Origin of the sequence: Amycolatopsis sp. WAC 04197, assembly GCF_003947475.1 — a bacterium.
Classification (GTDB): Bacteria; Actinomycetota; Actinomycetes; order Mycobacteriales; family Pseudonocardiaceae; genus Amycolatopsis; species Amycolatopsis japonica.
The window spans coordinates 1,164,418-1,191,300 of the sequence record NZ_QHJK01000001.1 but is presented as its reverse complement, the minus strand read 5'-3'; the positions used below and the strand labels follow the sequence as shown (position 1 = coordinate 1,191,300).

The following is a 26,883-nucleotide window of genomic DNA, read 5'->3' as shown; positions in this document are numbered from 1 at the left end:
CCGGGCACCGCGACCTATGTTGAGCCGAACGGCCGCTTCCTGTTCGTTCAAACCGCTTTCGAGATGGGAGCTGGGTATGTTCGGTCGCGTCTCACGGCTGCTCGCAATCACCGGCGCGGCGGTACTCGCCGTCACCACACTCGTCGTACTGAGCCCGGCACACGCCTCGCCCGACGCCGAGGTCTGCGCGGTCAAATCGAAGCCCGCGGGCAAGGTCCTGCAAGGCTATTGGGAGAACTGGGACGGCGCTTCGAACGGCGTCCATCCGCCGCTGGGCTGGATCCCGATCACCGACGCCCGGATCAAAGCCAACGGGTACAACGTGATCAACGCTGCCTTTCCGGTCATCCTGTCCGACGGAACGGCCAAATGGGAGGATGGGATGGACGCGACTGTGAAGGTCGCGACCCCGTCCGAAATGTGCGCCGCCAAGGACGCGGGCGCGACGATCCTGATGTCCATCGGCGGCGCCACCGCGGGCATCGATCTGAATTCGGCCACCGTCGCGGACAAATTCGTCGCGACCATCGTGCCGATCCTGAAGAAGTACAACTTCGACGGGATCGACATCGACATCGAAACCGGCCTCACCGGCAGCGGGAACATCAACACGCTTTCCGCGTCGCAGAAGAACCTCATCCGCATCATCGACGGCGTCCTCGCCGCGATGCCGCCGAACTTCGGTCTCACCATGGCGCCCGAGACCGCGTACGTCACCGGCGGCAGCGTCGTCTACGGCTCGATCTGGGGCGCGTACCTGCCGATCGTCAAGAAATACGCGGACAACGGCCGGCTGTGGTGGCTGAACATGCAGTACTACAACGGAAGCATGTACGGCTGCTCCGGCGATTCGTACCAGGCCGGGACGGTCCAGGGTTTCGTCGCGCAGACCAACTGCCTCGACAAGGGCCTGGTGATCCAGGGCCAGACGATCCGCGTCCCCTTCGACAAGCAGGCACCCGGTCTGCCGGCGCAGGCGGGTGCGGGTGGCGGTTACATGTCGCCGAGCCTGGTTTCCCAGGCATACCGCAGCATTCCATCGCTCAAGGGCCTCATGACCTGGTCGATCAACTGGGACGGTTCGCGGAACTGGACCTTCGGCCAGAACGTGAAATCCCTGCAGGGACGCTGAAGCCTCGTGAGTGGTAAGGACGGTTCCCACCCTCCTTACCACTCACGAGTCAGTATTGCCGCGGTCGCCCGTATCGTTCTCGGGTATGGACGAGGAGGTCGGTGGACGACTGCGGCGGCTGCGCGCCGAACGCGGCCTCACCCAGCGCGAGCTCGCCGAGCCGCACTACACCGCCGCGTACGTCTCCTCCGTCGAGACGGGTGCGCGGACCCCGTCCGGCGACGCGGTGCGCCATTTCGCCACCCGGCTCGGCGTGGACACCGGTGAGCTGTTGGGCGTGACTTCGCCGCGCGACGACGTCCGGCTCGACCTGGACATCGCGGCGGCCGCGGCGGATTTCCTGGCGGGGAACGGTTCGGCGCCGAAGATGCGACGGCTGGCGCGGCGGGCGGAGGAGATCGGCCGTGACCGCCAGGCCGGGCTCGCCTGGCTGTGGCTCGCGCGATCCGCCCACGGCGACACCCGGCCCCGGCTGGTGGCCGCCGCCGAAACCGCGCTCGCGAACGACATCCCGGCGTACCGGGGACTGGCCGCCGCGCTGCGGGCGAACGTCCTGGTCGACCGGGGCGAGCCGCACCACGCGATGCACCTGCTTCGGACGGCGCTCGACGCGAGCCTCGACCGGCATCCACATCCGGTACTCCTGCTGACTCTGCACGCGTACCTCGCCGACGGGCAGCTCCGTCTCGGCGAGACCGTCCAGGCCGCGCATCACGCGGGAGAGGCACTGCGACTGGCTCGCGGCGACGAGGAGATCCTGGCCGAGCTCGCCGAGAACCAGCGTCGGCTGGCCGAGGCGTATCTCGGTGACGGACGGGTGGCCGACGCCGTCGCCGCCGTGTCGGCGCTGCACGACCTGCTCCACGAACGAGCCCTGCGGCCGGTGCTGGCCCGGTGCCTGTTCGCGCGAGCGTTGGTCCGGCGTGCCGACGACCTCGAAGGCGCTCTCGCGGATCTTCGCGCGTCACGCGCGGCCGCGCCCGATCACGCTGTCACGCTGGAGCTCGCCGACGTCTGCCGCGAATTCGGTCGTCTCGACGACGCCGCCGGTCTACTCTCCGAAGCGGCCGAAGCCATCCCCGCGGACTCGCCGCTCTTCGCGTCCCTCGTGTTCCAGCAGGGGTCGCTGGCGCTGGCTCGCGGAGACCTCGAAGCAGCCGAAGCGGGCTTCGCGCACGCCATCGACGTAGCGGCCCTCCGCGACGCTCGCGGCGTCCTGGCCGCGTCGATCGACAAGGCGGGAGAGCTCCTTCGCGATCAGGGGCGCTTCGAAGAGGCCGCGGACCTACTGCGGCGTGGACTGCTCCTTCTCGGAGCCGAGGAGGACGTTTCCCAGTGACCGAAGTGGACTTGGACGACATCGGCACCCGTTTGGTCGGCCGCTTCGGCGCCGACGCCGAAGGGTGGCTCGCCGGTGTGCCCGCCCTCGCCGAACGCCTGGCCTCCCGATGGGACTTCGCGCTCGGCGAGTTGTTCGACAGCGGAGCCTCGTCCGTCGTCCTGCGCTGCCGGTGGTCCGACGGGAGACCGGCGGTACTCAAACTCAGCCCGGATGGGCCGCTGCTGACCAAACAGCTCGAAATGCTGCGGGTGTTCGCGCCGTCGGGCCGGGTGCCCGCCGTCCTGGCCGCCGACGCGGACGCCGGCGCGATGGTGCTGGAGGAGATCCAGCCGGGTACCGAAGCCGAGAACCTGCCGTCATCGACCCTGCCGGGGCGATGGGGAGAGCTGCTCGCCGCCCTGCACGCCGTGGCCCCGCCCGAAGGCTGGCCGTGGAGCCTGCGCGGCCGGTTCGAGGAGTCCTTCGACCGGATCGGCCGCCGCATCACCGAACCGGACATCGCCGCCCGGGTCGGCCCGGCCACCTGGCGGCGGGCGATCGAACGCTGCGAGCGGCTGCTGGACACGCAGGCCGAGGTCGTACTGCTCCACGGCGATCTGCATCTCGGCAACGTCCTGGACGGCGGCCCGCGCGGCCTGATCGCGATCGATCCGAAGGCGTGCGTGGGTGATCCGTGCTTCGACGCCGTCGACTACGTGGTGGGCGGCGCCGGACGCGAGGGGGTCGAAGCCCGGTGTCAGGTGGTGGCGGCCGCGTGCGGGCTCGACGGCGACCGGCTGTACGCCTGGAGCCGCGTGATCGCCCCGATGTTCGCCATTTCGCACCTCACCTACGGCGGTCCGGAGGCGGCTCTCGAGGAGTTCCTGGCCCTGGCTAGCTGAGGAACGCGCGCAGCACGGTAGCGACCTGCCGGATCTCGCCCGCCCGCACGTTCTCCTGGCGGGTGTGCGCGAGCGTCGGGTCGCCGGGTCCGAAGTTGACCGCCGGGATCCCGAGAGCCGCGAAGCGCGCGACGTCGGTCCAGCCCAGCTTCGCGACCGCCTTGCCGCCGGCCGCGGCGACCAGCTCGGCCGCCGCGGGAGCGCTCAGCCCGGGCAACGCTCCTGGCGACAAGTCGACAACCTTGACGTCGTAGCCCTCGAAGAGCTCGCGAAGGTGCGCTTCGGCCTGCTCGCCGTTCCTGTCGGGAGCGAAGCGGTGGTTGATCGTGAGCACGGCCTCGTCCGGCACGACGTTGCCCGCGACCCCGCCGCCGATCTTCGTGGCCTGGAGCCCTTCGCGGTAGGTCAGGCCGTCGATGTCGACCACCCGCGGCGTGTACTCGGCCAGCCTGCGCAGCGGTTCGGCGAGTCCGTGGATCGCGTTGACGCCCATCCAGCCGCGCGCCGTGTGCGCGCGGGCGCCTTCGACACGGATCTCGATCCGCATCGTGCCTTGGCAGCCGCCCTCGATTCCCCCGTTCGACGGCTCACCGAGGATCGCGAGGTCGGCCCGCAGCCACTCGAGCAGCTCGCGCTCGATGCGCCCGAGACCGTTCTTCGTCGCTTCGATCTCTTCGCAGTCGTAGAACACGAAGGTGACGTCGTGCTTCGGCTCCCGGAGGGCGGCGGCGAGATGCAGGAAGACGGCGTCGCCGCTCTTCATGTCGACGGTGCCGAGCCCGTGCAGGATCTCGTCGTCACCGGTCCCCTCGCGGCGCACGGGCATGTTCTCGTTGACCGGAACGGTGTCGAGATGCCCGGCCATCAGCACCCGCGACGGACGGCCGAGGTTCGTGCGGGCGAGGACCGCGTCACCGTTGCGGATCACCTCGAGATGCGGCGCCTGCGCCTGGAGCGCGGCCTGCACGGTGTCCGCGATGACCGTCTCCTCCTCCGAGACGCTGAAGATGTCCACCAGCGCGGCGGTGAGGTCGACGGGGTCCGCGTGCAGATCGAGCGAAGGCATGCCCGCACCGTACCGCCGGGCGCCCGAGGCTACCGTGAAGGAGTGCGCATGCGAACGATCTTGGTCGCCCTCCTCCTGGTACTCAGCGGCTGCGGATCGGGGGAAGTCCCGGTGAAGGTCCGTCCGACCCAGAGCACCGGGCCGGACGTGCTGCCGATCAAGCTCAAAGCGCTGACGACCGACCAGTGCTACCTGGCGCCGGGGACCGAATCGCCCAGGGGCTGCCAGAAGTACGTCACCGAACTCTCCAGCGCCGCGGGCACGATTCGCAAGCGCCGCCCGGACCTGTCGTCGCACGCCGACGTCCTCGACCGCCCGATCGCCGCCTTCCGCGCCGCGAACTGCCAGGACGTGGCGGCTCCCGGCGGGCCGTGCGGCCAGGCACTCGGCGACATGGCGACGGCGCTGACCAGTGTGAAGAGCCTCGTCGGCGGCTGAGGAGGGTCACTGGGTTACCGTTCAGGACGTGAGCGAGCAGACCCCTGACCCCGAAACGACCGGCGCCACCGGCGTCGGACTGGCCACCGTCACGACCGACGGCACGGTGCTGGACACCTGGTTCCCGCTGCCCAAGCTGATCGAAGGCACCGAAGGCAAGGCCGGCACGGTGCGGCTGACCGCCGAGGAGGCCTCCGAGGCTCTCGGCGAGGCCGCCGCCGCCCAGCTCGGCCCGGATACCGACCGCGGTGTCGAGGTCGTCGCGGTCCGCACGACCATCGCCAGGCTCGCCGACGCCCCCGGCGACACGCACGACGTCTACCTGCGCCTCCACCTGCTGTCGCACCGTCTGGTCCGGCCGCACGGCGCGAACCTCGACGGCATCTTCGGCCTGCTGGCGAACGTCGTGTGGACCAACCACGGGCCGTGCCCCGTCGAGGGCTTCGAGGCGACCCGGCTGCGGCTGCGGGCGCGCGGCAACGTCACCGTCTACGGCGTGGACAAGTTCCCGCGGATGGTGGACTACGTCGTGCCGACCGGCGTCCGCATCGCCGACGCCGACCGCGCCCGCCTCGGCGCGCACCTGGCCAACGGCACCACGGTCATGCACGAGGGCTTCGTCAACTTCAACGCCGGCACGCTCGGCGCCTCGATGGTCGAAGGCCGGATCTCGGCGGGCGTCGTGGTCGGCGACGGCTCCGACGTCGGCGGTGGCGCGTCGATCATGGGCACGCTGTCCGGCGGCGGCAAGGAGACCATCTCGATCGGCGAGCGCTGCCTGATCGGCGCGAACGGCGGCGTCGGCATCTCACTCGGCGACGACTCGGTCGTCGAGGCGGGCCTGTACGTCACGGCCGGCACGAAGGTGACCTTCGAGGGCAAGGTCGTGAAGGCGCTGGAGCTGTCCGGCATCTCGGGTGCGGTGTTCCGGCGGAACTCCGGGACCGGCGCCGTCGAGGTCGTCGCGCGCACCGGTGTCGGCATCGAGCTGAACGCGGCCCTGCACGCCAACTGACCTGCGAAAAGAGAGCAAGGGACCTTTGCTACCACCTGGTGGCCAGGGCTGTCGCGAAAGCCACTTTCGCGACGTCTGATGTCCCGAAAGTGGCTTTCGCGACATCCTCGACCGAGTCGCCCGAAGCCCTGAACGACAGCAAGGGACCTTTGCTACCACTCTCCCCCGGAGGGCGGTGGCAAAGGTCCCTTGCCGCTCTCACGGCCTGGACCACCTTGCCGGTTCACCTAGAATTCATCTTGTGACAGCCGAGGCCCTGCCGCGCAAGAACGTCCCTTCGACCACTCCTGCCGCGCTCGGGCTCGGCGACCGGCCCGCGAAAGCGGGGCCGGGCGATCCGGCGGCCACCCACGTCCGGGTCAAACTCGACGTCGAGATCCGCGCCCTCCTCGCGCACGAACCGGGCACCAAATCCGGTGCCGACCCCGAAGACCTCCACCAGATGCGGGTCGCGCTGCGCCGCATGCGAAGCGTCCTCAAACTCTCGGGCCGCCTCGTCGGCCCGGACGCCGAGCCCGTGCGCACCGAACTCGGCTGGCTCGGCCAGTCCCTCGGCGACGTCCGCGACTACGACGTCCTGATCGGGCACCTTCGCGAGGTCGTCGCCGAATTCGAGGTGCGCGACCAGCCCGCCGCGCGCCGTCTGGTCTCGAAATTCGTCACCGAACGCGGTGTCGCGAAGCGGCGGCTCACCCGGGCGCTCGCCAGTCCCCGCTACGCCTCGATGCTGCAGGACATCGGCCGTCTCGCCCGGCAGCCCGCCACCGAGGAAGCCGATGAAAGCCCCCAGACCTCGGCCGACCTCGTCGCCGGCCTCGCGAAGCCGCATCGAAAGCTCGCGAAGGCCGTGAAGGCGCTTCCCGCCGATCCCCCGGACGACGACCTTCACGCGCTTCGCATCTACGGCAAGAAACTCCGCTACGCCGCCGAAATGGCCAAGCCCGCGGCGAAGAAGAAGCAAGCGGAACGAATCCAGCGGCTGATCAAGGCCACGAAGAGCTTCCAGACCGTCCTCGGAGAGCACCAGGACGCCTGCGTCGCCGCGGATCGGATGCGTGGCGTGGTGGCGTCCGTCGACGCCGAAGTCGCGTTCATCGCGGGCCGGGTCGCGGAGAAGGAACTACTGCGCCGCGCCGAGGTCCGTGCCGTGTGGCGCGACGTCTGGGCGGAGGTCGACGCGGCCGCTCAGGCGGTGAGCCCGCGGATATAGCCGTCCGGGCGGATCTCCACCTGCCGCCCGTTCTCGGCTTCGTACGCCGCGAAAGCGTGCCCGCCCACGTCTTCGAAGTCCACATCGGACAGTGCACTGCCCGACGGCAGGATGCGCCGCGCGCCTTCGGGCGCCGGACCGTCGCCGAACACCAGCAGCGTCGCCTGCGGGCCGCGCAGCAGCTCGAACAGCCGGACGGGTTTGCCGTTCGCGTCCTTCAGCGGCGCGTCCGGGGCACGGTCGCCGGGCCGGATCCGGCCGGTCGCCGCGGGCGCGAGCGGGCCGCCGCGGTAGCCGATGTCGAGCTGACGCGTGTTCTCGCCGCGCTCGTGCGCGTCTTCGGTGCCTTCCTTGTACTTCTCGAGGATCTCGGTGCTGATCTTCAGCACCCGCGCGGCGACCCCGCGACGCTCGGGCTCGTAGCTGTCGAGCAGCTCCGGTGAACCGTCGGCGAGTTTCCAGCCCAGGTTGTACGCGTCCTGGACGCCGGTGTTGAGCCCCTGCCCGCCGGTCGGCGGGTGGACGTGCGCCGCGTCGCCCGCGAGGAACACGCGACCGTCACGGAACCGCTCCGCGAGCCGGATATTGGGCCGCCACACCGTCGACCAGGCGAGATCGTGCAGCCGGACCCCGCCGCCGGACAGTTCGTCGAGCCGGGACTGCAACGTGCCGAGCGAGGCCTCGACCTCCTCCTCGCCCAGTGGCGCACCGAACTGGAAATGCGGCACCCCCGGCAGCGGCGTGAGCACGATCCCCGACATCGGATCCTCGGGCTTCGCGAACCAGTGCCCGTACGCGCGATCGAGCCCCTCGGCCTGGACGTCGCCCAGCAATATGCGGACCGACTCGTCGGTGGTGCCCTCGAACGCGATTCCGAGCGCCTTACGCACGAAGCTCTTCCCCCCGTCCGCGCCGACGAGGTAGTCGACCCGGACGCGCTCGCCCGGCAGCTCGGCGGTCACCCCGTCGGCGTCCTGCTCGAAACCGAGCAGTGGCGTGCCGAGCTCGACCTGGACGCCGAATTCGGCGAGTCGCTCGCGAAGGATGCCCTCGGTCCGGGACTGGCCGAGGAAGTGGCCGTTGGGATACGGCACGTCCGGCGTCGGGTCGGCGAGCTCGGCCATCCAGCGCTCGCCGACGACCTCCCCGCCCAGATGGATCTTCATCGCCACGGGCGGCTGCCCGGCGGCCAGCACCGCGTCCAGGACACCGAGGTCCTCGAAGACCTCCAGCGTGCGCGGCTGCAGGCCGTCGCCGCGAGAGCCCTCGAAGAACGTCTCGGCCTTCTCCACGATCCGCACGCCGACGCCGCGGCGCGCGAGGTCGATGGCCAGCGTGAGTCCGGTCGGCCCGGCCCCCGCGATCAGCACCTCGGTCATCTCTCCTCCAGTGAATTGGGATTCAGTGAATATGAATTCACTATGCTCGTTGCTAGCCTTCCGTGTCAAGGAGGTGCCGATGACGGCGATGAGCCGCAAGGAGAAGGCAGCGGAGACCGAGGCCGCACTCAAGGAGGCGGCGAAGCGCGTTTTCGCGGCGAAGGGGTACCTGAACACCAAGATCACCGACATCACGGCGGAGGCCGGACGCGCGGCGGGTTCGTTCTACAACCACTTCGCGAGCAAGGAAGAACTGCTCGAAGCGCTTCTCGAGGATCTGGCGGCGGAGAGCGACGTCAACGCGGCCTCACCGGAGCACATCCCCGACTTCACCGACCCGCAGGCCGTGCGCTGGCATGTCTGCGAGTACTGGAACTTCCACCGCGACAACGCCGCGACGATGCTCGCGCTGCGTCAGGCCGCGATGGTCAGCGACGAGTTCGCACGCACCTACGCGCGCTTCGGCGCCGAGCAGGCGGCGGACATCCTCGACCACCTCGGGTACATCACCGCGGCGGGTATGGAACTCCCGGCGTCGGAGCAGGTCACGCTCGCGATGATGGCCGAGTTGGTCAACGGTTTCGCGCACACGTGGCTGCTCGACCCGTCGGCGATCTCCGAAGAAGAAGCCGTCGAGGCGCTGACACGGTTCGTCTACCGGGGTTTCACCGGTCGCGACGTGTCCTGAAGCCGATCAGGCGGTGAGCCGCTCCACGGCCGCGTCGATCCGCTCGTCCGTCGCCGTCAAGGCGATCCGGACGTGGTTCCCACCGGTCGGCCCGTAGAACGTGCCCGGCGCGGCGAGGATGCCGCGTCCGGCGAGCCAGTCGACCGTGTCGAGCGCGGATTCGCCGCGCGTGGACCAGAGATACAGCCCCGCCTCGGAATGCGAGATCTCGAAACCACTGTCCAGCAACGCCTTCCGCAGCACCAACCGACGGCGCGCGTAGCGTTCCCGTTGCACGGCAAGCGCTTCGTCATCCTTCAGCGCGGCGACCATGGCCTCCTGCACCGGCCGCGGCACGATCAGCCCGGAATGCTTGCGGATCTCCAGCAGGCCGGCGACGAGCTTCGGGTCACCGGTGACGAATCCGGCGCGGTAGCTCGCGAGGTTCGCGGACTTCGACAGCGAATGGACGGCCAGCAGACCGTCGAGGGAGCCGCCGTGCACGTCCGGGTGCAGGATCGACACGGGCTCGCTTTCCCAGCCCAGCGCCAGATAACACTCGTCGGACACCACGACGACGCCGCGTTCCCGCGCCCAGTCGACGACCTTGCGCAGATGGTCGACTCCGAGCACGCGCCCGGTCGGGTTGGACGGCGAGTTCAGCCACAGCATCGAAGGCCGCTGGGGGCCGAGCGCGAACGTGCTGTCCGCGCGCAGCAGTGAAGCACCCGCCAGCAGCACGCCGACCTCGTAGGTCGGGTACGCCACCTCGGGGATGACGACGAGATCACCGGGGCCGAAGCCCAGTTGCCGCGGCAGCGAAGCGACCAGCTCCTTCGAGCCGATCGTCGGCAGCACGGCGGCCTCGGGAACACCCGAGATGCCGTGCCGCCGCGAAAGCGCTTCGATCGCGGCGGCCCTGAGCTCGGGGATCCCGTGTGTGGTCGGGTACCCCGGGATCTCCGACACGGACGCGAGCGCCGCGCGGATGCTCTCGGGGACCGGGTCCACCGGCGTACCGATCGACAGGTCGACGATGCCGCCGGGATGTGCCTGGGCCTTCGCCTTGGCTTCGGCGAGGGAATCCCAGGGAAAATCGGGAAGAGCGACCCGGCTCATTCGCCCTGCGGGGGAAGAGCCTTGATGAAGGCGGGGTCGTGACTGGTCTTGCCGACCTTGGAGGCGCCACCGGGCGAACCGAGCTCGTCGAAGAAGTCGACGTTGGCCTTGGTGTAGTCGTTCCACTCGTCGGGGACGTCGTCCTCGTAGTAGATCGCCTCGACGGGGCAGACCGGCTCGCAGGCACCGCAGTCGACGCATTCGTCCGGGTGGATGTACAGCATGCGGTCACCCTCGTAGATGCAATCCACGGGGCACTCGTCGATACACGCCTTGTCGAGCACGTCGACGCAGGGCTCGGCGATCACGTAGGTCACTGCGTACTCCTGCTTTATCTCTGCTTCACCAGTCTGCAACGGACATTACGCGCCCACGGGCGCGACCGGCCCGCTTAGGCCACCCTTATCCATACCCCGGGTATGGGCCTTCAGCGGTCCTTCCGGCGTGGCGGCGGAGTGGCCCTGCTGTCCCCGGTGATGACGAACTGCGGCGCGGCGGGCTTCGTCGCCGCCGCGTCCTTCTCGTCCTGCTCGACGGCCTTTTCCGCGCCCAACGCCCGGTTGAAGCCGTCGGAGATCTCGCGAACCAGGTCTTCGTTGTGCCGGTCGTCCTTGCGCGCGATGCTCATCGGGTCCCTCCACTGCCTTCCTTGGCACAATCTAACCGTGAACAGTGCGGAAATGCTCGAGCTCACCTGTAGCCGGGCTTGGACTCCCCTGCTGGAGAGCCGGATCGGTGACTGGCGGCTCCGCTGGGCGGACGGGTTCACCGCCCGGGCCAACAGCGCCCTGGCGATCGGTGACCCGGGAAAACCGCTGCCAGACGCCCTGCGGGCGGTCTGTGACTTCGCCCACGATCATGCCATCCCGCCGGTCGTTCAGGTGATCCAGAACACGTCTCTCGAAGACGAACTCGCCGCGTCCGGCTGGGTCCACTATGTGGAACACCGGCCCGCGCACGAGGTTCGCCTGCTCACCGGCCCGATCTCACGCGGGACCTCGGCGGGAGCGGTGATTCTCGACGAGCCGACGTCCGGATGGTGGGAGATGACGGCGGGCAGCGCCGACCCGCCGGAGGCGCCGCGCCACGTCCTCGGCACCGGCAAGGTCGGCTTCGGGATCGTGGAACTGGACGGCGTCACGGCCGGCGCGGTGCGCGGAGCGGTCGTCGGCGAGTGGCTGCACATCGCCCGTTTGGAGGTATGGCCGGAGTTCCGGCGGCGAGGGCTGGCCCGCGGGCTGATGAACGCCGTGGGCGCCTGGGGCGCCGGTCAGGGCGCGACCGGGATGCTCCTGCAGGTCGCGATGGCGAACTCCGGCGCGCTGAAGCTGTACGAAAGCCTGGGCTGTACGGAGCACCACAGGTACCGCTACTGGGCCCCGGGTCCCGGCGCGTGCGAGGATCGCCCGTCGTGAAGGTCGTCATTTTGGTCGGCGGAGTGGGCGGGGCCCGCTTCCTGCTGGGGGTCAAGCAAGCACTGGGTCTGCCCGCGACCGGTTCCGCACCGGAATCGCCGCACGAGGTGACCGCGCTGGTGAACACCGGGGACGACGTGTGGATGCACGGTCTGCGCATCTGCCCGGACCTGGACACCTGCATGTACACCCTCGGCGGGGGGATCGACACCGAACGCGGCTGGGGCCACGCCGGTGAGACCTGGACGGTCAAGGAGGAGCTCGCCGCCTATGGCGCCGAGCCGACCTGGTTCGGCTTGGGCGACAAGGACATCGCGACGCATCTCATCCGTTCGCGGATGCTGCGCGCGGGCTATCCGCTGTCCCAGGTCACCGAGGCGCTGTGCGATCGCTGGCAGCCGGGCGTGCGCCTGCTGCCGATGTCGGACGACCGCGTCGAAACGCATGTCGTGATCGACGATCCGGAGGATCCGGACCAGCGCAAGGCGATCCACTTCCAGGAGTGGTGGGTGCGCTACCGCTCCGAGCCGAAGGCGCATTCGATCATCGCCGTCGGCGCCGACGAGGCCAAGCCCGCGCCGGGCGTGCTCGACGCGATCGCGGCCGCCGACGTCGTGCTGTTCGCGCCGTCCAATCCGGTGGTCTCGGTGGGCACGACGCTCGGTGTCCCGGGAATCCGCGACGCGCTGCGGAAAACGCGCGCCAAGGTCGTCGGTGTCTCGCCGATCATCGGCGGGAAGGCGTTGCGCGGTATGGCCGACGCGTGCCTGAGCGCGATCGGCGTGGAGACCTCCGCCGAAGCCGTCGGGCGGCATTACGGCTCCCGCAAGGAATCCACCGACGGTGTGCTCGACGGCTGGCTGGTGGCCGAGGGCGAAACCGTCGACGTACCGGGTGTCGCGGTCCGCGACGTGCCCCTGCTGATGTCCGATGTGGACGCTACGGCGGCCATGGTGCGTGCCGCCTTCGATCTGGCTGGAGTTTCCGTTGACTGACCACGCTTCGGCGAAGATCGAGATCCTGCCGGTCGAGGGCCTGCCGGAGTTCCGGCCCGGTGACGACCTGACCGGCGCGATCGTCGAGGCGGCCCCGTGGCTGCGTTCGGGCGACGTCCTGGTCGTGACGAGCAAGATCGTCTCCAAGGCCGAGGGCATGCTGATCCGCGTCCCGTCCGATCCCGAGGAGCGTGACGCCGCCCGGCGCAAACTCGTCGAGGAGGAGTCCGTCCGCGTGATCGCGCGGATCAACCGGACGGTGATCACCGAGAACAAACTCGGCATCGTGCAGGCGGCGTCCGGCGTGGACGCGTCGAACGTGGCCTCCGGTGAGGTCGCGCTGCTGCCGTCGGATCCGGACGCGTCCGCGCTCGCGCTGCGGAACGGGCTGCGCGAGCGGCTCGGCGTGGAAATCGCGGTCGTGGTCACCGACACGATGGGCCGCGCGTGGCGGGTCGGGCAGACCGACGCCGCGATCGGCGCGTCCGGCCTGCGGGTGCTGCATTCGTACGCGGGCGAGGTCGACAGCCAGGGCAACGAACTCGCCGTCACCGAGGTGGCGATCGCCGACGAACTGGCCGCCGCGGCGGATCTGGTGAAGGGCAAGCTCGGCGGGACGCCGGTCGCCGTCGTGCGCGGTCTTCGGCTCACCGACGACGGCTCGACCGCCAGGAAACTGCTCCGGCCGGTCGAGGAGGACCTGTTCCGCCTCGGTACCAACGAATCCATCGCGCAGGGCCGCCGGGAAGCCGTGCTCGCGCGGCGGTCGATCCGGTCGTTCACCGACGAGCCGGTCGATCCCGAGGTGCTGCGCCGCGCGGTCGGGACGGCGCTGACGGCGCCCGCGCCGCATCACACGAAGCCGGTCCGGTTCGTGTGGCTGCGCGAGGAAGGCTTGCGCCGCAAGCTTCTCGACGCGATGAAGGCGTCGTGGCAGGCCGATCTGGAAGGCGACGGCTTCACGCCGGAGCAGGTCGCGAAACGGCTCGGCCGCGGCGACATCCTGTACAACGCGCCCGAGGTCGTGGTGCCGTTCCTCGTCGCCGAGGGCGCGCACACCTACCCCGACGACCGCCGGAACGCTTGTGAACACACGATGTTCACCGTCGCCGGCGGAGCGGCCGTGCAGGGCCTGCTGGTCGCGCTCGCCGCCGAAGACCTCGGCTCGTGCTGGATCGGGTCGACGATCTTCGCGTCCGCCATCGTGCGCGACGTCCTCGGCCTCGACGAGCGCTGGGAACCGCTCGGCGCGGTCGCGATCGGCCATCCCGCCGCCCTCCCGCCCGCACGCGGCCCCGTCGAACCCGGTGAAGGACTTCTCGAACTGTGACCCTGCACGAAGACGTCGTGTCCACATTGTCCGGTTGGCGACCGGCGGACGCGGCCCAGGAATCCTTGCGCCAGGCCTATCTCGGTTTCCTCGCCGCACGAGACGACGTCTGCCGTCGCGAATGCGCGGCCGGGCACATCACCGCCTCGGCCGTCCTTCTCGACGCCGACGCGGAGAACGTGCTCCTCACCCTGCATCCGCGGGTCGGCCGCTGGCTGCAGCTCGGCGGGCATTGCGAACCCGGCGACGCGACGCTCGCGGACGCCGCCCTTCGTGAGGCACGCGAAGAATCCGGTATCGAAGACCTCGTGATCGACCCGGCTCCGGTGCACCTCGACGTCCACCCGATCACCTGCTCGCTCGGCGTGCCGACCCGGCATTTCGACGTGCGTTTCGTGGTGCGCGCACCCCGCGGGGCACAACCGGTCCAAAGCGACGAATCGGACGATCTTCGTTGGTGGCCGGTGAATTCCCTCCCGAAAGGGTCGGAAGATCTCGCCGAACTGGTGGAAGCCGCCGTGCCCGTGGCGTCCGGCCGTTAGGGTGTCGGCTGACGTTCTTAAGGGGGAATGATGCTGACGACACTGACGCCATACCTGGACCGGGTCCGGGTCCACAGCAGCGGTGACGGTGAAGGCTTCGGCTGGTTTCTGCTGGTGCTGGCGATCATCGTCGTCATCATCGTGATCGTGGTGATCATCGTGAAGGTCAACCAGGCGAAGAAACCGCCGATGACCTTCCCGCAGAACCCGAACTTCGGCGGTGGCGGCCCGGCTCCGGGCTTCCCGCCGCCGCCTCCGCCCGCCGGCGGCCCCGCCCCGCAGGGCAACTGGCAGCAGCAGCCCGGCTTCCCGCCGCCCCCTCAGCCCGGCTTCGGCCAGGCGCCCGGCTTCCCGCCGCCTCCGGCCCCGGCCCCGGCGGGTTTCGCGCCGCCGCCCGGCGCCCCGGCGCCCAGCCCGTTCGGCGCGCCCGGTATGCCCCAGCCCGGTTTCCCGCCGCCGCCTCCGCAGGCCGGGCCGCCGATCGACCCGAACGCCGACCGCACGCAGGTCGTGTCCCCGCAGCAGCAGGCGGCCGCCGACCGCACGCAGGTGGTCTCCCCCGCGAACGCCGACCGCACCCAGGTCGTGTCGCCCGCGAACGCCGACCGCACGCAGGTGGTTTCCGGTGACGCCACCCAGGTCGTACCCGGTGGCGGCGGCGACCGTACCCAGGTGGTCCCGCCAAGCCAGTAACCCCAGCAGGGAGAAACCGCATGGTCAGGGTCGACCCGAATTCTTCGGTCCCGCCGTTCGAGCAGGTCCGCACCGCCTACGCGGAGCGGATCAACGACGGCACGCTGCCCGTCGGGGCGAAACTGCCGACCGTGCGGAAACTCGCCGAAGACCTCGGCATCGCCCCGAACACGGTCGCCAAGGCCTACCGCGAACTCGAAGAAGCCGGTCTCATCGAGACCCGTGGCCGGGCGGGGACCTTCGTGAGCGCGGTCGGTGACGAAAGCCGGGAGCGGGCGCGGCAGGCCGCCGCCGACTACGCCGCGCTGACCAGGAAGCTGGGGCTCGGCCGCGACGAGGCCAAGGCGATCGTCGACGCCGCGCTGGGCTAGCCTCACCGAATGGGAGTCTCCGTGTTGATGCTGCTGGTTCTCTTCCTGTTCCTCGCCGGCGTCGGCGTCGGGATCTTCTTCCTGGTGAAGGCCCTCAGCAAGCCGAAGCCCCCGGTGTACCCGTACCAGCAGTACCCGCAGCAGCCGCCGCAGTACCCCAGCCAGCAGCAGCCCTACCCGCCGCAGGGCTGGGGCAACTGAGTCACATCGCGCGGTAGTCGCGGAGTTCGATCTTCGGCCCGAACCTCGGCCGCCGGAATCCGGCCGTCGAGAGGTAGCGCACCGCGCGCTGCCGCTGCGGCGAATACGGCGCCAGCACTTCGGACATCCCGGCGTCGTCGAGTTTCGTGCCGACGAGCGCGTGCCCGACCATCGACGGGATGTTGTAGTCGCCGAAGCTGACCGCGTCCGGGTCTCCCCAGGCGCGCTGCGCGATCTCCGCCGCGGTCCACACGCCGATGCCGGGCACCTTCCGCAGCCAGGCCCGGCCTTCGACACCCTTCAGTTCGACGGCCTTCTCCAGCCGCGGCGCGACACGGGCCGCCGCGATCAACGTCGTCCGCCGTTTCAGATCCACCCCGGCGCGATGCCATTTCCAGTCCACAATGGATCGGATGGCGACGGGCGTCGGCGGCACACGCAACCGTGACGGCGCCGGGCCTGGCGCCGGTTCGCCGAACCAGCGGCACAGTTCGCCCCAAGACCGGAGCGCCTCCGTACTGGTCACCTTCTGTTCCAGCACGGCGAGCACCAGCGCGTCCCACACGCGGCCGGTCGAGCCGAGGCGCAGCCCCGGGTTCCGGCGCCGAGCCGACGCGATGACGTCGTGGTGCGCGACGAATCCGGAGTCGTCGTCGTGGGCGCCGAGCATCGCCGGGACGCCTTCGAGCAGCCTGTCCGCGCCGGGGCCCCAGGCCTCCGCCTCGATCTCGCCGTCCGCGCGCCGCAGCAGCGCGAGCGTGCCCGGGCCGTCCGCGGTGTTCGCGGCCAGCCAGGTGACCCCGCCCTCGGTCCGGACGACGTTGGGCGAACGCGACCCACGGCTCAGCGGGCCCAGAACGGTGTCCAGGTCCAGCTCGAAGGCAGGACGGAATCGCACACACGGAAACTACCCCGCACTCGGCTAGGGTGAGCGGGCCACCCGAAACCGTAAGCCTACGGAGGACACCGACGATGACCGAGCGACCGGCGAAGGCCTCGATCGTCAGCGGGTACTTCAACCCGCTCCACCAGGGCCATCTCGACCTGTTCGAGGCCGCTCAGGCCAGGTCCGGCTACCTGATCGTCATCGTCAACAACGATCACCAGCAGGTCCTCAAGAAGGGCAGGGTGATCCAGGTCGAGGACGTCCGGGCCCGGATCGTCCGCGCGCTGCGCATCGTCGACGACGTGTACATCGCCGTCGAGCAGGGGCCGGGCATCAACGAGTCGTTCGACCTGATCCGCGCGGCGTACCCGGACACGGAGCTCGAGTTCTGCAACGGCGGGGATCGGCGCAACGTCGACGAGCTGCCCGCCGACGAGGTCGAGGCTGGGGCCCGGAACAACATCTCGATGATCTACGGCATCGGCGGCACGGACAAGGCCGACTCCAGCACCCGGATCCTTTCGGACATGGAAGCCTGACACCGATATTTGTCGGACGACGTTCGCGGGTCTGCTGACGGCGGCCGCTCCTAGGGCCTACCCTAGACATCACACAGTCGGCCCTGAACCCAGAGGGCCCCAGGTCAGTCGGGAGGCCTAGGGGAATGGACCCCCGTGCTCGGGCGGACGCCTTGCTCGCACGCGCAAGCGCGCGTGGAGCCTTCGTCGTGACACCGGACAACGCGACGTCTCCGATGGACTCCGCGAACACTCAGCAGATCCCCCGGTCGGTGGTCGCCGAGATCGACCGTTCGTCGGACCCGGACACGACCACTCAGCTGCCGGCTTCGCTGATCGCGGAGAACGACCACCCGCTCGCGGGACCCGAACCGACGACGCGGCTGGACCTGCCGCCGGCGCGGGGCGAGGGCTCGACCCAGCCGCAGCCGTATCCCCGGCGTCCCGGCGCCCCGCAGCAGACCAGACCGCTCCCGCAGGCGACGACCCCGCTCACCCGGCGGCCGCCCGCCGCTCCGGTGCAGAGCCCGCTGATCGAGCAGCCGGAGCCGGAGACCGTCGAGAACGAGGTCGGCGGCTTGGTGCCGACGGTGAAGCAGAACCCTTCGGGGCGTTCGAACCTTTCGCGTCGGCTGGACGGCATCTAGCCCCTCCACGCGCGTGCCATGAAAGGTCCTTTCCTTGCAAAATTTGCAAGGAAAGGACCTTTCATGGCATCCGGATCAGCCGATCGATCTCCTTGATCGCCGCACCCCCGCCGTACGTGGCGTTGGACAGCATCGCGACATCCAGGCCTTCGGCCGGGTAGTGCCGCATGAGCGAGCAGACGCCGACGTTCCCGCCGTCCTTGTAGTAGTGCCGCACCGATCCGTCCGGTGCCGGCACGAATTCGAGGCCGAAGCCGTACCAGACTCCGCTGCTGTGGAGCACCTGCGGTGTGAGGAACTCCTTCGTGCGCTCAGGGCTCAAGAGCCGTTCTTCGCGGATCGCCCACAGAAGCCGCACGAGATCGCCGACGGTGCAGTACGCCCCTCCGTCGGGTGAACCGATCGGCGGATAGCTGAAGATGTTCTGCTTCCAGCCGGTGATCCGATCGCCGTCGAGGATCGGGTCCCAGCCTTCGGCGACCCTCGGCTGCGGATCACGCCGGTCGAAGAACCCCGAATCGGTCATCCCCGCGCGGTCGAGCACGGCCTCCCGGACGTGGTCGCGATACGGCCTTCCGGTGATCTCCTCGATCACCAGCCCCGCGAGCACATAGCCCGAATTGCAGTACCGGCAGCCCTCGCCGGGCGCGAAATTCGGTGGCCGGTAAGCGAAATTGGGCAGATGGTCACGCGTCTCGACGACCGAGTACACCGGCTTGTCGACCCACAGCGCCTCGTAACTCTCGCCCGCTTCCTCGTCGGCGTCGTCGGCGATCCCGGACGTGTGCGTGAGCAACTGCCGCGTCGTCACCCCGGCCGTGATCATCGTGCCGCCGAGGTCGATGATCTCGGCGATCGGGCGGTCGAGGTCCAAGCGGCCTTCGTCGGCCAACTGCACTGCGGCGATCGAGGTGATGACCTTGGTGATCGACGCGGTGTCGTACCGGACGTCCGGCGCGTTCGGCACCGACCAGCGGCGGCTGGCCAGGCCGTAGCCGCGTTCGAACAGGGTCTCGTCGCCGCGCCGGATCAGCACGACTCCGGAGAAGCGGTCCTCCCCGGCGCGTTCCGTCAGCCAGGTGTCCAGTGCGGCGAAGTCCATGCACCGACGGTAACGACGACGAGGAACCCGGTCGCGTGAATTCCGGTGGCCGGAACGGCTACTTCCGGCGCGTTTCGAGCTTGAGACGCAGGGCGAGTCCGGCCTTCACCGCGAGCATGACCGGCTTCCACAGGAGACCGCGGTGACGGTCCGCGAGGTAGCGGTACGCACTGTCGTGGTGCGCGCGCAGCATCTTCGCCGACGCCTGCGACGTCGAGTGCCCGCCGATGTGCATGACGCTGGCTGAAGGGGCGTACACGTTCAGCCAGCCGGCGCGGGACAGCCGGTCGCCGAGGTCGACGTCCTCGAAGTACATGAAGTAGCGCGTGTCGAACCCGTCGACCGAGTCGAAGGCCTCGCGACGGAACAGCTGGCAGGACCCGGAAAGCCAGCCCGCCGTGCGCTCGACCGGGGTGCCGGTCTCCTGCCGGTACTGCCGCGTCCACGGATTGCCCGGCCAGATCTTGCCGAACACCGCGTGCCCGATCCCGCGGCCGAACGACGGCAGCAACCGGGCCGACGGGTACACGGTGCCGTCGAGATCGTGGATGAGCGGGCCGAAGGCGCCCCCTCGCGGCCAGCGTTCGGCCACCTCGAGCAACGCGTCGAGTGATCCGGGCTCCCATTCGAGGTCCGGGTTCACCACGACGACCCAGCCGTAGCTGTCGTCGAGTTCCGCGACGCCCCGGTTGGCGGCGGTGCCGTAGCCGACGTTCTCGCCGATGCTGAGCAGCTTGACGTTGTCCCGGCGGGCGGCCTTCTCCGGCGCGCCGTCCGTGGAGTCGTTGTCGGCGACGACGACCTGGACGTCCCGGTCCGTCGCCTTCTCGAGGGTGTCGAGGAACTTCTCGAGGGTCTCGCCGGGGAAGTACGTCACGGTCACGACGGCGATCCCGTCGCCGTAGCTGGGGTGCTCGGTCACGCGGTCATTGTCCACCCGTCACCGAACGCGACTTCGGCCCCACCCCATCGGGCGGTAGCAAAGGTCCCTTGCTCCCCGCCCGCCCCCGAGCGCGGGAGTCCTGAAGGCCTCCTTTGAGACATCCAACGTCTCAAAGGAGGCCTTCAGGACAGCCAACTAGCTCGCCCGCCGCTGCGCATGCCGGTGCCAAGCCTTCGCGTAAGCCTCCCGATGCCGCTCCGCGGTCGTCGCCCACGAGAACTCCTTCGCCCGCCGAAGCGCGGCTTCGGCCAGTTCGGCCCGGCGGGCCGGGGCGTCGAGCAGCTCCGAGATGGCCGCGGCGACGTCTCCGGCGCCGACACCGCAGTAGGCGACCGCGTCCCCGCCGACCTCCGGCAGCGAAAGCCGTCGCGTCGTGAGCACGCTCGCGCCGCACGCCATCGCCTCCAGCACCGGCAGCCCGAAGCCCTCGCCGAGGCTCGGATAGGCGACCAGTTCGGAGCCGCCGAGGAAACCGGCGAGCGTGTCGAACGGCAGGTATCCCGCCCGGATCACCCGCAGCCGGTGCGGAACGGCGTCCAGCGCGCGTTCGACCTGCGAGTCCCAGCCAGGCTGCCCGGCCAGCACCAGGGCGGGCGGATTCGGCCTGCCGATCACGGCGTGCGCGAAGCCACGGATCAGCGCGGGCACGTTCTTGCGCGGTTCCAGCGCGCCGAGGAAGGCGACGTACGGCGTCTTCCCGAGCCCGACGGCCTTGCGCGCGGCCTCGATCTCCGCGGGCGACGGCGGATGGAACCGGTCCGGTTCGACGCCGTGGTGGATGATCTCCAGTTCCGCCGTGCGGACCTGGCCGACGCGTTCCAGCTCGGCCGCCGTCGCGATGCTCGGCACGACGCACAGCGTCGCGCGGCGAAGCGCCGTCGCGGTCCAGGCGCGGAAGAAGCGCGCCTTCACCGAAGAGTGCAGGACCGCGTCGGTGAAGAAGGTCGCGTCGTGCAGCGTCACCACCGAAGCGGCCGGGCTGGCCAGCGGCATCGTGTAGTGCGGTGAATGGACGACATCGGCGGCGAGCCGGCGGACCAGCCGGGGCAGGGTCGCCTGTTCCCAGGTCAGCCTGGCCGTCCTGGTCGATGTCGACGGCGAGGTGGGCACGATCCGCGCGCCGGGCGCGAGCCGGTCGTACAGCACCGCGTCCCGCGGCTGGCAGACGACGGTGATCCGCGCGCCGTCCTCGTCCAGCGCCGCGACCAGCGAATCCACGTAACGACCGACGCCACCCCGGTCCGCGGGGACGGCGGTCGCGTCGATAAGCACGCGAGGGTCATCGGTCACCCTAGGAGGGTACGGCCGTGCACCAGGTCCGCGGTGGGGAACCGATAAACTGCTAGCGCAGGTGGAGCCTCCAAACCGCCGAAGCGGCTCGTTGCCAGGTGAACTCACTCGAACGACTGAGACCACTGTCACGCAGGGCTGCCGCACGCTCCGGCTGGTCGAGGACGCCGCGAAGGGCATCCGCAAGCGCTTGCGCGTCGCCGACGGGGACGGTGACGCCCGCTCCCCCGGCGACCTCGACCAGGGCGGGAGCATCCGAATGCACCACCGGCACCCCGGCCGCCATCGCCTCGATCAGCGGCAGCCCGAACCCCTCCGCCCGGCTCGGCATCGCCAGCACCGACGCGCCCCGCAGCACGAACGCCAGCTCCGCGTCACTCACCTTCCCCAGCACCCGGACGTCGGCGCCGTGCTCGCGCGCGAGCGCCGACGGATCGATACCGCCCCACCCCGGCTGACCGGCCAGCACCAGCGGCACGCCGATCCGGCCGGCGGCCTCGATCAGCACGTCGATGCCCTTACGCGGCTCGATCGTCCCGATCGCGAGCACGTACCTCTCCGGCAGCGCGACCTCGGCGAACCCGGCGGGCGGCCGCACTCCGTGCGGGATCACGCGCACCGGCACCGAAACCGGCACCAGCGCGGCGAGCTCGTCCGCAATCGCTTGCGTGGGCACGGTCAGCGCCGTCGCCCGTGACGCGGCCCGCGCGATCACCGCCTTGTGCCAAGCGACGCCGCGCGGAGTCAACGTCTCGGGATGCGTCCACGGCACGGTGTCGTGCACCGCGACCGACAGCGTCCGCCCCTTCGGCACCCGAGCGGGCGCGAGTGGTGTCGGCGCGTGGACCGCGTCGCCGCCCGGCCACCACGGCAGGCCCAGCTGCCAAACGGCGATGAGCGCCCGGGGCGGGATCGGCAGCACGCGCGGCCCCGCGACCCCCTCGACGACCGCGGCTTCGATGTCGGCGTGCCGCGCGACGACGCTCGACACCGTCCAGCCCGGCGGCGCCGTCTCGGCGAGCGCGCGCAGCAGCTCACCGGTGTAGCGGCCGGTCCCGCCGGGGACGGGTGCCAGCAGCTGCTCGGCGAGCACGACCAGTTCGGGCATGGTCTCTATTCTCTCCACCATGACCAGCACCACCGTCGTCGTGGTCACCTGGCGCGGCGCCGCGCACATCACCGCCTGCCTCGACGCTCTCGCCGCCCAGTCCCGCGCGCACCGGACCCTGGTCGTCGACAACGCCTCCGACGACGGAACGGCCGCCCTGCTCGCCGCCCATCCGTCGAAACCCGACGTGCTCCGGCTGCGGCACAACACCGGTTACGCGGGCGCCATGGCCGCCGCACTGGACAAAGTGGACACTCCGCTGATGGCCTGGCTCAACGACGACGCCGCGCCGAGCCCGGATTGGCTCGCGACCTGCGAAGACACGCTCGCGAAGGCGCCGCTCGCCGCCGCCGTGAGCGCCCGCCTGACGCTCGCCGACGGGACCGTCCAGTCCACCGGCGTCCGCCTGACCGCCGACGGTCACGGCGCCGACCTGCCGGAACCCGCCGACGAGATCTTCGGCTTCTGCGGGGGCGCGGCCGTGCTCGACGTCGAGGCGCTCCGTTCCGTCGGCGGCGTCCCCGCCTCCTACTTCTGCTACTACGAGGACACCGACACCGCGTGGCGGCTGCGGCTGGCGGGCTGGGACGTCGTCAGCGCCGAAGCCGACGTCACCCATCAGCATGGCGCGAGCACCCGGCCGGGTTCGGTCCGGTTCCACCTGTGGAATGAGCGCAACCGCCTCCTGACCCTCCTGCGGTGTGCTCCGCGCGCGGTGGCGATCCGCCAGCTGGTGAAGTTCGCCGTGCTCACCCTGGTGCTGCCCCTCCGGGGGAAACCAGCGGCGCCGAACTTCCGTCCGAGCCTCCGGTGCCGGGTCCTCGGCGCCGTCGCCGTCCGCCTGCCGCGCACGCTGGTCGAGCGGCGGGCCGTCGGGCGACGGGCGACACTGGGCCGAGGCGCGGTCTGGGAGGCGTGGGCGGGCAATTAAGCTTGCCCCAATCGAGAGCAGGGAGTACGGCTTTGGCGCAGGGGGAAACGCAACCGGTCGTCTCGGTGATCGTCGTGAACTACCGGGGGGCCGCCGACACCGTCACCTGCCTGCGCGCACTCGCCGAACACGATTACCCGAACCTCGAGGTCATCTGCGTCGACAACGCCTCCGGCGGCACCGACGTCGCCGAGATCAAGGCCGCCGCACCGGGCGTCAAGCTCGTCGAATCCCCGGTGAACTCCGGCTTCGCGGGCGGCTGCAACCTCGGCGCGCGGCACGCCACCGGCACCGTCCTCGCCTTCCTGAACAACGACGCCCGCCCGGCTCCCGGCTGGGTCGGCGCGGCCGTCGCCGAGCTGCGCACGCAGCCGACCGTCGCCGCGGTGGCCAGCAAGGTCCTCGATTGGGACGGCACCGGCACCGACTTCGTCGACGCGGGCCTCACCTGGTTCGGCATGGGCTACAAACGCCACGCCGGCAGGCCGCTGGCCGACGTTCCCGCCGCCGAACACGAGATCGCCAAGGACGTCCTGTTCGCGACCGGTTCGGCGATGTTCGTCCGCGCCGGGGTGTTCGCCGAACTCGGCGGCTTCGACGAGCGGTTCTTCATGTTCTACGAGGACGTCGACCTCGGCTGGCGGCTGAACCTGCGCGGCTGGCGCGTGCGCTACGTGCCCGAGTCGCTGACCTACCACAAGCACCACGCCACGATGTCCACAGTGGACGCTCCGGACTCCGGGCGCGAGACGTTCTTGCTGGAGCGCAACGCCTTGGCGGCGCTGTACAAGAACCTCTCCGACGAGACTCTCTCGCGTGCGCTGCCCGCCGCATTGGCGCTGGCCGTCCGCCGGGCGACGGCGCGCGGAGACCTCGATGCCACCCAGTTCGATCTCGCCCAGGGTGTCGGCCCGGCCGAAACCGGCCCGGTCGAGGTGCCGCGTACGACGTTGGCCGGGGTGCTGGCGATCGACCAGTTCGTCGAACTCCTGCCGTCGCTCGCCGAGGCGCGCGCCACCGAACAGGCCGCCCGCGTCCGCACCGACGCCGATCTGCTTCCCTTGCTGCGCAAGGCCTTGGAGCCCGCGTATCCGCTGCCGCGCTATCTCGCCGCGCACGACGTCCTGGTCGAGACCTTCGGCATCGACGCGCTCTTCGGGCAGCGCCGCAAGGTACTGGTGATCACCGGCGACGCGATCACCGAGCGGATGGCCGGACCGGCGATCCGCGCCTGGAACATGGCCGCGACGCTGGCCACCGAGCACGACGTCCACCTGGTGACGATCAATCCCCTCGCCGACCCGCCGCCCGCGCCGTTCCGGGTCAGCGCGGCGACCAGGCGCGATCTGGAGACACCGATCGCGTGGGCCGACATCATCATCCTGCAGGGGCACGTGCTGGAGCTCGCACCGTCGCTCAAGAAGCAGTACGCGCACAAGATCGTGGTCGCGGACCTGTACGACCCGATGCATCTGGAGCTGCTCGAACAGGGCAAGGGCGTGCCCGACGACAAACGGGCGCTGGACCTCATCGGCGTCACCAAGGTCCTCGACGCGCAGCTGGAACGCGGCGACTTCTTCCTGTGCGCCTCGGAGCGTCAGCGTCACTTCTGGCTGGGCCACCTCGCCGCGATGGGCAGGCTCTCGCCGCGGCTGTACGACGCCGACCCGACCACCCAGTCACTGCTGTCGATCGTGCCGTTCGGCCTGTCGCCGCAGGCACCGGTCCGCACCGGCCCCGGCCTTCGATCCACTTTGGACGGTATCGGCGAGACCGATCACGTCGTGCTGTGGGCGGGTGGGGTCTACAGCTGGTTCGACCCGTTGACCCTGGTCCGGGCGATCGAACGGCTGCGGCAGCGCCGCGGTGACGTCCGCCTGGTGTTCCTCGGGATGAAGCATCCCAATCCCGAGGTCACCGAGATGGACATCGGCGCACGCACGATGCTGCTCTCGGACACGCTCGGCCTCACCGGCAAGCACGTGTTCTTCAACCAGCAGTGGGTGCCCTACGAGGAACGCCAGAACTGGCTGCTCGACGCGAACTGCGGTGTCACCACGCATTACGAGCACGTCGAGACGACGTTCGCGTTCCGCACGCGGGTGCTGGACTACCTGTGGGCCGGGCTGCCGATCGTCACCACCGACGGGGACTCGTTCGCCGACCTGGTCCGCGAGGAGAAGCTCGGCGTCGTCGTCCCGGCCGAGGACGTGGACGCACTGGCCGACGCGCTGGAAAAGGCGCTGTACGACGAGGAGTTCGCCGCCGGCTGTGTCGAGCGGATAGCCGCCGTCGCCCAGCGCTACGCCTGGCCCGAGGCGCTGAAACCGCTGGTGGAGTTCTGCCGGAACCCGCGGCCCGCCGCGGACCGGCTGCCCGGTTCGGAAGACCTCGTGGTCACGGCTCCGGTGCGGGGCAAGGAAATGCTGCGCCGCGACGTCGACCTGATCCGCGAGTATCTCGCCGACGGCGGACCGAAGGAACTCGTGCGGCGCGTCGGCGGCCGGGTGGTCAAGGTCGCCAAGCAGAGGCTCGGCCGTGGCTGACCGCCCCTTGCGCGTCCTGCTCGACGGGACCCCGCTGCTCGGCGCCAGGACGGGTATCGGCCGGTACACCGTCGCCCTGTCCGAAGAGCTCGCCTCGATGTCCGAAGTGGACACTCGTGCGGTCGCGTTCACCTTGCGCGGCTGGCGACGGTTGCGGCACGTGCTCCCGCACGGCGTCCGGGCCCGTGGCATGCCGGTGGCCGCACGACTGCTGCGGAAGGCGTGGCTGCGTTCGCAGCTGCCGCCGGTCGAACTGTTCGCCGGGCCGACGGATGTCGTACACGGCACCAACTTCGTGCTGCCCGGCCGGTTCCGCGCGGCGGGTGTGGTGACCATCCACGATCTGGCCTTTTTGGACGCTCCCGAGGAGCTCGCGCCGAGCGATCACGAGCTGCCGCGGCTGGTCCGGCGCGGCGCCAAGCTCGCCGACGCGATCTGCACGCCCACCAACGCCGTCGCCGATCAGGTCGCCGAACGGCTCGACGTGGACCGCGGCAAGATCATCGTCACGCCGCTCGGCGTGAACCCGGCGTGGTTCACCGCGCGCCCGCCGGATCCCGAGCGCCGCAAGGAACTCGGCCTCCCGGACAAGTACCTGCTCTTCGCGGGTGCTCCTGGCCCCCGGAAGGGCCTGCACTGGCTCCAGCAGGCCCACGAGGCCGCGCCGGATCTGCCGGATCTGGTGTTCGTCGGCCCCGGTTCGTTCTCGGTGGGCTCACGTTCGCGGCACGTCGGCTACCTGTCGGACGTGAACCTCCGGCGGGTCGTCGCCGGGGCCAGCGCGCTGGTGCTGCCGTCACGCGACGAAGGCTTCGGGCTTCCGGTGCTGGAAGCGCTGGCGTCGGACGTTCCCGTGGTGTGCACGGACATCCCGGCGCTGCGCGAGGTCGCGGGGAACTGCGCGAGCCTGGTGCCCTACGAGGACGTCGACGGACTCGTGGAGGCGCTGCGGATGGCCGTCAGCGATCCGCACGCCGTCGCCACCTCGGCCGCGCGCCGCGCCCACGTCGCGAACTTCACCTGGCGGGCGTGCGCCGAACTCACCGTCGCCGCGTACCGCCAGGCGAGCACGAAGCACTGACCTCCCGCATTTAGTCCTCTGAATGCGAGCGCATT

At 70.2% G+C, this 26,883-nt stretch carries 29 protein-coding genes; 19 read left to right on the top strand and 10 right to left on the bottom strand.

Going from position 1 to position 26,883, the window contains the following annotated elements:
* Nucleotides 1–76 precede the first annotated feature (76 nt).
* From DMC64_RS06025 to DMC64_RS06015, 3 genes are all read left to right on the top strand, one after another.
* Entirely contained in the window at nucleotides 77–1,132 is a 1,056-nt protein-coding gene (locus tag DMC64_RS06025) for a chitinase (protein WP_038519138.1), read from the top strand.
* 85 nt (nucleotides 1,133–1,217) lie between these two features.
* The gene (locus DMC64_RS06020) at nucleotides 1,218–2,471 is read left to right on the top strand and encodes a helix-turn-helix transcriptional regulator (RefSeq protein ID WP_125732515.1); all 1,254 of its coding nucleotides are present in this window, start codon (nucleotides 1,218–1,220) and stop codon (nucleotides 2,469–2,471) included.
* Complete coding sequence (locus DMC64_RS06015; protein WP_199754898.1) at nucleotides 2,468–3,355, top strand: aminoglycoside phosphotransferase family protein; 888 nt, start codon at nucleotides 2,468–2,470, stop codon at nucleotides 3,353–3,355. The genes DMC64_RS06020 and DMC64_RS06015 overlap by 4 nt, the downstream gene beginning before the upstream one ends.
* On the opposite strand, the gene dapE is transcribed toward DMC64_RS06015, so the two are convergent.
* Entirely contained in the window at nucleotides 3,348–4,421 is a 1,074-nt protein-coding gene (gene dapE / locus DMC64_RS06010) for a succinyl-diaminopimelate desuccinylase (RefSeq protein WP_125732513.1), read from the bottom strand. The two genes, DMC64_RS06015 and dapE, sit on opposite strands and share 8 nt — an antisense overlap.
* A gap of 48 nt (nucleotides 4,422–4,469) precedes the next feature.
* Here dapE and DMC64_RS06005 point away from each other — a divergent pair, with 48 nt between their 5' ends.
* The 3 genes from DMC64_RS06005 to DMC64_RS05995 all read left to right on the top strand — a co-directional run bounded on the left by DMC64_RS06005 (nucleotide 4,470) and on the right by DMC64_RS05995 (nucleotide 7,084).
* A complete protein-coding gene (locus DMC64_RS06005; RefSeq protein WP_233629574.1) occupies nucleotides 4,470–4,859 on the top strand; it encodes a hypothetical protein in 390 nt (129 codons plus the stop codon).
* A gap of 28 nt (nucleotides 4,860–4,887) precedes the next feature.
* Complete coding sequence (gene dapD / locus DMC64_RS06000; RefSeq protein ID WP_125732509.1) at nucleotides 4,888–5,874, top strand: 2,3,4,5-tetrahydropyridine-2,6-dicarboxylate N-succinyltransferase; 987 nt, start codon at nucleotides 4,888–4,890, stop codon at nucleotides 5,872–5,874.
* 241 nt (nucleotides 5,875–6,115) lie between these two features.
* Nucleotides 6,116–7,084 carry a CHAD domain-containing protein gene (locus DMC64_RS05995; protein WP_125732507.1) on the top strand — a complete coding sequence of 323 codons (969 nt, stop codon included), beginning with the start codon at nucleotides 6,116–6,118 and terminating at the stop codon, nucleotides 7,082–7,084.
* On the opposite strand, the gene DMC64_RS05990 is transcribed toward DMC64_RS05995, so the two are convergent.
* Entirely contained in the window at nucleotides 7,060–8,463 is a 1,404-nt protein-coding gene (locus tag DMC64_RS05990; protein WP_125732505.1) for an FAD-dependent monooxygenase, read from the bottom strand. The two genes, DMC64_RS05995 and DMC64_RS05990, sit on opposite strands and share 25 nt — an antisense overlap.
* A 79-nt stretch (nucleotides 8,464–8,542) precedes the next feature.
* On the opposite strand from DMC64_RS05990, the gene DMC64_RS05985 reads away from it, so the two are divergent.
* Nucleotides 8,543–9,151 (top strand): TetR/AcrR family transcriptional regulator, encoded by a 609-nt coding sequence (locus DMC64_RS05985; RefSeq protein WP_125732503.1) that lies wholly within the window; start codon nucleotides 8,543–8,545, stop codon nucleotides 9,149–9,151.
* Nucleotides 9,152–9,157: 6 nt separating this feature from the next.
* Here DMC64_RS05985 and dapC read toward each other — a convergent pair whose 3' ends face one another.
* The 3 genes from dapC to DMC64_RS05970 form a co-directional block, all read right to left on the bottom strand.
* Complete coding sequence (gene dapC / locus DMC64_RS05980) at nucleotides 9,158–10,249, bottom strand: succinyldiaminopimelate transaminase (protein WP_038519157.1); 1,092 nt, start codon at nucleotides 10,247–10,249, stop codon at nucleotides 9,158–9,160.
* Nucleotides 10,246–10,566, bottom strand: a complete 321-nt coding sequence (fdxA, locus tag DMC64_RS05975) for a ferredoxin (RefSeq protein ID WP_016331413.1) — start codon at nucleotides 10,564–10,566, stop codon at nucleotides 10,246–10,248. Before fdxA ends, dapC begins: the two co-directional genes overlap by 4 nt.
* A 110-nt stretch (nucleotides 10,567–10,676) precedes the next feature.
* Nucleotides 10,677–10,877 carry a hypothetical protein gene (locus tag DMC64_RS05970; RefSeq protein WP_037332209.1) on the bottom strand — a complete coding sequence of 67 codons (201 nt, stop codon included), beginning with the start codon at nucleotides 10,875–10,877 and terminating at the stop codon, nucleotides 10,677–10,679.
* A gap of 52 nt (nucleotides 10,878–10,929) precedes the next feature.
* On the opposite strand from DMC64_RS05970, the gene DMC64_RS05965 reads away from it, so the two are divergent.
* Genes DMC64_RS05965 through DMC64_RS05935 form a run of 7 tightly spaced genes read left to right on the top strand, consistent with a single transcriptional unit; the run spans nucleotide 10,930 to nucleotide 15,796 of the window.
* Nucleotides 10,930–11,664, top strand: a complete 735-nt coding sequence (locus tag DMC64_RS05965; protein WP_125732920.1) for an N-acetyltransferase — start codon at nucleotides 10,930–10,932, stop codon at nucleotides 11,662–11,664.
* The gene (cofD, locus tag DMC64_RS05960) at nucleotides 11,661–12,659 is read left to right on the top strand and encodes a 2-phospho-L-lactate transferase (RefSeq protein ID WP_125732501.1); all 999 of its coding nucleotides are present in this window, start codon (nucleotides 11,661–11,663) and stop codon (nucleotides 12,657–12,659) included. The genes DMC64_RS05965 and cofD overlap by 4 nt, the downstream gene beginning before the upstream one ends.
* Entirely contained in the window at nucleotides 12,652–13,989 is a 1,338-nt protein-coding gene (locus tag DMC64_RS05955) for a coenzyme F420-0:L-glutamate ligase (RefSeq protein ID WP_199754896.1), read from the top strand. The genes cofD and DMC64_RS05955 overlap by 8 nt, the downstream gene beginning before the upstream one ends.
* Complete coding sequence (locus DMC64_RS05950; RefSeq protein WP_125732497.1) at nucleotides 13,986–14,531, top strand: NUDIX hydrolase; 546 nt, start codon at nucleotides 13,986–13,988, stop codon at nucleotides 14,529–14,531. Before DMC64_RS05955 ends, DMC64_RS05950 begins: the two co-directional genes overlap by 4 nt.
* A gap of 30 nt (nucleotides 14,532–14,561) precedes the next feature.
* On the top strand, nucleotides 14,562–15,224 hold the full coding sequence (locus DMC64_RS05945) for a hypothetical protein (RefSeq protein ID WP_233629594.1): 663 nt from the start codon (nucleotides 14,562–14,564) through the stop codon (nucleotides 15,222–15,224).
* Nucleotides 15,225–15,244: 20 nt separating this feature from the next.
* Entirely contained in the window at nucleotides 15,245–15,595 is a 351-nt protein-coding gene (locus DMC64_RS05940) for a GntR family transcriptional regulator (protein ID WP_037332219.1), read from the top strand.
* Between the two features lie 9 nt (nucleotides 15,596–15,604).
* Complete coding sequence (locus DMC64_RS05935) at nucleotides 15,605–15,796, top strand: hypothetical protein (RefSeq protein ID WP_125732495.1); 192 nt, start codon at nucleotides 15,605–15,607, stop codon at nucleotides 15,794–15,796.
* 1 nt (nucleotide 15,797) lies between these two features.
* Here the strand turns inward: DMC64_RS05935 and DMC64_RS05930 are convergent, their stop codons facing one another.
* The gene (locus DMC64_RS05930) at nucleotides 15,798–16,694 is read right to left on the bottom strand and encodes a DNA-3-methyladenine glycosylase (RefSeq protein WP_037332224.1); all 897 of its coding nucleotides are present in this window, start codon (nucleotides 16,692–16,694) and stop codon (nucleotides 15,798–15,800) included.
* Between the two features lie 74 nt (nucleotides 16,695–16,768).
* Here DMC64_RS05930 and DMC64_RS05925 point away from each other — a divergent pair, with 74 nt between their 5' ends.
* Both DMC64_RS05925 and DMC64_RS05920 read left to right on the top strand, forming a co-directional pair.
* Nucleotides 16,769–17,221 carry an HldE family cytidylyltransferase gene (locus tag DMC64_RS05925; protein ID WP_016331402.1) on the top strand — a complete coding sequence of 151 codons (453 nt, stop codon included), beginning with the start codon at nucleotides 16,769–16,771 and terminating at the stop codon, nucleotides 17,219–17,221.
* Nucleotides 17,222–17,346: 125 nt separating this feature from the next.
* Nucleotides 17,347–17,847 (top strand): hypothetical protein, encoded by a 501-nt coding sequence (locus DMC64_RS05920; RefSeq protein ID WP_185927248.1) that lies wholly within the window; start codon nucleotides 17,347–17,349, stop codon nucleotides 17,845–17,847.
* A 61-nt stretch (nucleotides 17,848–17,908) separates the two neighbouring features.
* Here the strand turns inward: DMC64_RS05920 and DMC64_RS05915 are convergent, their stop codons facing one another.
* The 4 genes from DMC64_RS05915 to DMC64_RS05900 all read right to left on the bottom strand — a co-directional run bounded on the left by DMC64_RS05915 (nucleotide 17,909) and on the right by DMC64_RS05900 (nucleotide 22,290).
* On the bottom strand, nucleotides 17,909–18,949 hold the full coding sequence (locus tag DMC64_RS05915) for a serine hydrolase (RefSeq protein ID WP_125732491.1): 1,041 nt from the start codon (nucleotides 18,947–18,949) through the stop codon (nucleotides 17,909–17,911).
* Between the two features lie 58 nt (nucleotides 18,950–19,007).
* Entirely contained in the window at nucleotides 19,008–19,871 is an 864-nt protein-coding gene (locus tag DMC64_RS05910; RefSeq protein WP_199754895.1) for a glycosyltransferase family 2 protein, read from the bottom strand.
* A gap of 156 nt (nucleotides 19,872–20,027) precedes the next feature.
* A complete protein-coding gene (locus DMC64_RS05905) occupies nucleotides 20,028–21,164 on the bottom strand; it encodes a glycosyltransferase family 1 protein (protein ID WP_037332234.1) in 1,137 nt (378 codons plus the stop codon).
* Between the two features lie 70 nt (nucleotides 21,165–21,234).
* Nucleotides 21,235–22,290 (bottom strand): glycosyltransferase family 1 protein, encoded by a 1,056-nt coding sequence (locus tag DMC64_RS05900; protein WP_125732917.1) that lies wholly within the window; start codon nucleotides 22,288–22,290, stop codon nucleotides 21,235–21,237.
* 19 nt (nucleotides 22,291–22,309) lie between these two features.
* Between DMC64_RS05900 and DMC64_RS05895 the strand changes: the two genes are divergently transcribed.
* Genes DMC64_RS05895 through DMC64_RS05885 form a run of 3 tightly spaced genes read left to right on the top strand, consistent with a single transcriptional unit; the run spans nucleotide 22,310 to nucleotide 26,848 of the window.
* A complete protein-coding gene (locus DMC64_RS05895; RefSeq protein ID WP_125732490.1) occupies nucleotides 22,310–23,221 on the top strand; it encodes a glycosyltransferase family 2 protein in 912 nt (303 codons plus the stop codon).
* 32 nt (nucleotides 23,222–23,253) lie between these two features.
* A complete protein-coding gene (locus tag DMC64_RS05890) occupies nucleotides 23,254–25,767 on the top strand; it encodes a glycosyltransferase (protein ID WP_125732488.1) in 2,514 nt (837 codons plus the stop codon).
* Nucleotides 25,760–26,848: a glycosyltransferase family 1 protein gene (locus tag DMC64_RS05885; protein WP_125732486.1), complete on the top strand. Its 1,089-nt coding sequence runs from the start codon at nucleotides 25,760–25,762 to the stop codon at nucleotides 26,846–26,848. The genes DMC64_RS05890 and DMC64_RS05885 overlap by 8 nt, the downstream gene beginning before the upstream one ends.
* Nucleotides 26,849–26,883 lie beyond the last annotated feature (35 nt).